The organism is Bacillus sp. FSL K6-2944 (genome assembly GCF_038005385.1).
Taxonomy (GTDB): domain Bacteria; phylum Bacillota; class Bacilli; order Bacillales; family Bacillaceae_G; genus Bacillus_A; species Bacillus_A cereus.
The window spans coordinates 1-4482 of sequence record NZ_JBBOTE010000024.1; the positions used below are offsets into that span (position 1 = coordinate 1).

Genomic DNA, 4482 nt, shown 5'->3' on the forward strand with positions numbered 1-4482 from the left:
AAACTGTCTTTTGCTCTTAGATTAGAAGTTTATGAAACTGAAAAAACTGGAGGGAATGAATCATGAATTTTGTCCAGCCCATACGTGATCCAGAGCAAATCCAACAAATCAAAGAATATTTAAAAGAAAAGAATGAACGAAACTATATGTTGTTTGTTCTAGGGATTAATACAGGGCTACGCATAAGCGATATTCTAAAATTGACAGTGGGAGATGTACAAGGGAGTCATATTTCCATGCGTGAAATGAAGACGGGGAAGCAAAAACGGATTCAAATCACATCATCTTTAAAAAGAGAATTGAAATGGTTTAACGAAGGAAGAGGAGAGGAGGAATATGTACTAAAGAGTAGAAAAGGAAAGAATCGACCAATTGGTCGTAGTATGGCATATAAGATATTAAAGCGTACGGCTGGAGAGTTTGGATTGGATGAAATCGGTACCCATACATTACGCAAAACCTATGGATATCATATGTACTTGCAAACGAAGAATATTGCTTTATTGATGGAGATATTCAATCATTCATCAGAGAAAGTCACGCTACGGTATATAGGAGTCAATCAAGACGCAATGGATAAAGCAATGAGCAGATTTAAAATCTAATCATTGTTTTTTCTTTTGTGTTTTTTAGGAATGAACCATAACTTTCGGACTGTCGCATTGGAAAATGAAAGTTTGATAACATCATAGATAACAAGGGTTCTAAGGTTGCAGTGAATGACACACAATATAAGATATGGGTAATTGAAACACATAAACTTGTCCTCTTGCGTATACAAGTTATATATAATAAAAGAGAGGTGAAGCGAATGGCGTGTGAAGAACTGTTACAAGCATTGGTTCAATTTCAAATGCAACAGAGAGGAAACCCTAACACATTAAGATTAAACCCAGATTATTATAGAATGATACTTGAGCAACTGGCATATCCAGAATGGCTAATTCAAAAGAAAATCATGAATTTGGAACAAACATTTTTAGGAGCTTCAGTAGAATTAACAAATGAAATTAAAACGTTTGAAATAAGTGGATAAATAGTGGCAGAGTCGTGACCACTTTTTGGCAGGAAAAGTGTCGGTTGTTTTGGAAGAAACGTGTTATATTTGTATGGTGGGAAGTGGCGGAAAACACACCTCATACAAATTTTTATTATTTTGTCTAGACGATCCATAGTGATGATACGTAAAATCCGAAACCAGCTTTCGATGGTACAAGATTGAATGTAGCCGTTGAAAAGAAAGAGCATCCTTTGAGATGCTTTTTTGCTTTTATGTAGCAAAGAGTATGTTTCATACCCTTTGCAAGTGTTCTTTAGTTAAGAACCGTACCAATTACGGTGGCTTTCAATTAAAGCATCGTGTGAAGCATCCCAATAATTCACAGAGTAAGCGTAGTCATAGTTCATCATACATTTAATATCACTACCAGAAGCATCATGTGATAATCCGTAATTGTGAGACCATTCATGCTGAATCGCATATGGAGTAGAGGTTGTCCCTTGATCAAGCACAACGCTAACACCGCTTTGAGGCGCTGAAGAATAGACATAAGCAATGCCACCAGCTGTAAATTTACTATCCTTAGTAAATCCAATGACAAAGTCATATTGTGTATTATTTTTCCATTCAGCATTTAAATCAGCTAAAATGGCACTACTATTTGCACCGTCAGATTTCCAATTCGCGTAGCCTTTTACAATAAAGTTAATGTTATGCTCTGCCCAAAAGCTATTATCTGCTTTTTCTACCATTTGTGCAGTAATTGTTTTCCAGTCAGGATGAGCAGCACGGTATTCTTCATCAGCTGCAATTAAAATTGTAACCGTACGAGTTGGAGCTAAAGCATGAAGCAGAGAATTAGAAATCTCGATGTCTGAGGATGAGAAGGGATTTAGAGGAGTTGTGATTTTAGCGGGATTAACCTTTGGCAAAGGCTCACCTATAACTGGTAGTTTGCTAGATATGGAGGGTTGATGTGTATCCACTTCTTGTGCATGTGTAGGAATAGAAGTGAAAGGTAGTAATAAGAGTGTGCTACATGCTAAAGCTGTAAACATTCGTTTAAAATTCAAATTCTTGTCCTCCTAATGAAATGATATTATTCTAAAGCATTATATGAAAATTTAATAATGTTAGTGATAGGACAAATACCTTATATTAAAAGAATTCTTAAAATGTGGAGGAGGCGGAGGAACATTTTATTTTTCAAAAGAAAGAACAGAATAAGGAAGTGGAGCAAGAGCCTGTAAAAAGAAATAAAGATTGTACAACAAATAATATGTGGTTTCATCATACAATGACATCAAATGTAACGTATGGAAGCTATGACAGTGATAGCCATTCATCTTCTTATACTTCGCATTCTTCGTATGATTTAGGAAGTATTAGCCGAAGGGCTACTTTAATTTTGGAGGCTAGCCTTTTTGCCTTTCATTCAAAAAGGCGGGAGTAATTTTGAAAAAATAATTATTAATTTTATTAAATATTTGTTTAATTTTGTTAATGAAACACATGTTTCATCTTTATTATATTAGGAATTTTTTTGTATTACCAGACTTGTTTAATTGTTTAATAAGATATAAGTTTATTAAGGTATAAAAATTTGTATCTTATTAGGAGGATTTTATGAACATTTTATCTGAAAAATTTTTAAGTGGGTTAATTGTAGGTGCTATGAGTATATCTATAATGACACCTTCAATTAATGCTGAAAGTAAAAATGCACAAAAAGAAGCGAACTCGACAGCTTTAATGATTGAAAAAAACACAGGGGTTGATGATATTTTAAATGATTTTAAAATAGATTCTAAAGAGAAAAAAGTTATTAAGAATGAATTAAGTACAGTGGAAATTCCGACTACATTAAACTCAAACCCTATTACTATTAAGGATAGAGCGGAATCTTTACATATTTCTCTTCCAGACTTAAATTCGAGTGAAGTTATTCAAACAAATAATGGGACTCTTGTTTATCAAGATGAAAAGCAACCAGCTGATTTAGCTGTACAAACGACTAAAGATGGTGTTCGATCATTAATTAAAATTAAAAATCAAACTGCACCAAAAGAATACGAGTTTGTTATTGATATCCCAAATGGTGGTAAACTAGTTACAGCTGCGGAATATTTAGGCGAAGAATATGATACAGGTGAAGTATTTATAGTTGATGGAGAAAATATAATTCAAAGTGTTTTTATGCCTGCTTGGGCGAAAGATGCAAATGGAAAATCAGTTTCTACACAGTATAAAGTCGATGGAAATAAATTGATTCAAGTGGTTGATTTTGATGAGAACACTGCATTCCCAGTGATTGCTGATCCTGATTGGATTAAAATAGGTAAATGTTCTGGTGCTTTAGCCGCTTTTGTAGGTGGGAATTTAATTGCTGTTTCTAAATTGCTTAAAATTAAAAAATATATTAATGCATTAGGTGGTTTTGGAGAAGCTGCAAAACTTCTTGTGCAAGCATCTACTTGGGAAGAAAGAATGCGTGTAGGTGGACAAGCTCTTGTAGGATTAGCTGGAGAATTAACTGGTGCTACAGGTGTTTGGGCTGCATGTAAGTAGGGCTTTATAATGGAATTGATACTTATTGGAATTAATGTTTTATTTGGGATATGTATTTTGATATCTGGATTAGTATACTTTAAAAATACAATTACAACTTATAAAGATGATATTGAAATTAAAAATAGTAGTAAAGATTTTAATTTTAATATTGTAGTAGATATTATTTTTATTTGTATTTTTATAGTTATGCCAACATGGATTACTAATTCAAAAGTTGATTTTTTAGTAGATGTAATAATACCTAGTTTTATTATTGTAGGTGGAATAGAAGGGATAAAATATCTCTTTCGAAATAAGTATGCTAATCTACTAAGCATGAGTTATTTTAAATATTTAATCCTTATAATTTTAGGTATTTTAAATGGATTAATTATTTAATTAAGAAAGACAAACTTGATATATATCAAGTTTGTCTTTTTATTTTTAAAAGTGAATTGATAAAGAGTAGGAATACTATAACATAATGAATTGCATACGATAATTTTAAATATGTCCTTTGATAACGATAAAATGAAAGGATGAATCTGAATGGTAGTAGAGACAAGAAAGACAATAGTGGGTACAGAATACTGGGATACAGCTGAAAAGCGAAGCTTATTTGTGCCAACTGGTGAAGAACCAGGATTTGAAGTAACAGTTAATCATGAGAGTATAATCGCTGATAAAGGATTTACAACAGGAGGCTATTTGACTAAAGATAAGTTGGTAATTGGTGAAGCAGGTACAGAGCTTATCTTACATAACAAGGCAATAAAGGAGTTATGTGAGTATGCTGATGAGCTAGGTATTGAGATTCCAGATGATGTTAAAAAGAAAAAAGACATCATTGACTTACTATCATGAAATACTGTGATTTCAATGGCTGCCATAACAAGATAAGCAAAGGACGTTACTGTGAAGAACATAAGCGC

The 4482-nt window shown here is 32.9% G+C and carries 6 protein-coding genes and 1 pseudogene; 6 read left to right on the plus strand and 1 reads right to left on the minus strand.

Features of this window, described 5'->3' with window-relative positions; translation table 11 throughout:
- Positions 1 to 62: 62 nt before the first annotated feature.
- A complete protein-coding gene (locus MHH55_RS36260; RefSeq protein WP_065485748.1) occupies positions 63 to 605 on the plus strand; it encodes a site-specific integrase in 543 nt (180 codons plus the stop codon).
- Positions 606 to 811: 206 nt separating this feature from the next.
- Positions 812 to 1036: a hypothetical protein gene (locus tag MHH55_RS36265; protein WP_069354806.1), complete on the plus strand. Its 225-nt coding sequence runs from the start codon at positions 812 to 814 to the stop codon at positions 1034 to 1036.
- A gap of 281 nt (positions 1037 to 1317) precedes the next feature.
- Here MHH55_RS36265 and MHH55_RS36270 read toward each other — a convergent pair whose 3' ends face one another.
- Entirely contained in the window at positions 1318 to 2073 is a 756-nt protein-coding gene (locus MHH55_RS36270; protein WP_078188060.1) for a zinc-dependent metalloprotease, read from the minus strand.
- A 553-nt stretch (positions 2074 to 2626) separates the two neighbouring features.
- Here MHH55_RS36270 and MHH55_RS36275 point away from each other — a divergent pair.
- From MHH55_RS36275 to MHH55_RS36290, 4 genes and pseudogenes are all read left to right on the plus strand, one after another.
- Positions 2627 to 3568 carry a hypothetical protein gene (locus MHH55_RS36275; RefSeq protein WP_078188058.1) on the plus strand — a complete coding sequence of 314 codons (942 nt, stop codon included), beginning with the start codon at positions 2627 to 2629 and terminating at the stop codon, positions 3566 to 3568.
- Positions 3569 to 3577: 9 nt separating this feature from the next.
- Complete coding sequence (locus MHH55_RS36280) at positions 3578 to 3949, plus strand: hypothetical protein (protein ID WP_069354809.1); 372 nt, start codon at positions 3578 to 3580, stop codon at positions 3947 to 3949.
- A 150-nt stretch (positions 3950 to 4099) separates the two neighbouring features.
- Positions 4100 to 4414: a hypothetical protein gene (locus MHH55_RS36285; RefSeq protein WP_069354810.1), complete on the plus strand. Its 315-nt coding sequence runs from the start codon at positions 4100 to 4102 to the stop codon at positions 4412 to 4414.
- Positions 4411 to 4482: pseudogene (locus tag MHH55_RS36290) on the plus strand (HNH endonuclease); the annotation flags it as partial. The gene MHH55_RS36285 and the pseudogene MHH55_RS36290, both read left to right, overlap by 4 nt.

Bases quoted from the DNA above. Each gene is read 5' to 3' on its own strand.
- MHH55_RS36265 (WP_069354806.1), top strand. From the start codon at position 812: ATGGCGTGTGAAGAACTGTTACAAGCATTGGTTCAATTTCAAATGCAA.
- MHH55_RS36285 (WP_069354810.1), top strand. From the start codon at position 4,100: ATGGTAGTAGAGACAAGAAAGACAATAGTGGGTACAGAATACTGGGAT.
- MHH55_RS36280 (WP_069354809.1), top strand. From the start codon at position 3,578: ATGGAATTGATACTTATTGGAATTAATGTTTTATTTGGGATATGTATT.
- MHH55_RS36260 (WP_065485748.1), top strand. From the start codon at position 63: ATGAATTTTGTCCAGCCCATACGTGATCCAGAGCAAATCCAACAAATC.
- MHH55_RS36275 (WP_078188058.1), top strand. From the start codon at position 2,627: ATGAACATTTTATCTGAAAAATTTTTAAGTGGGTTAATTGTAGGTGCT.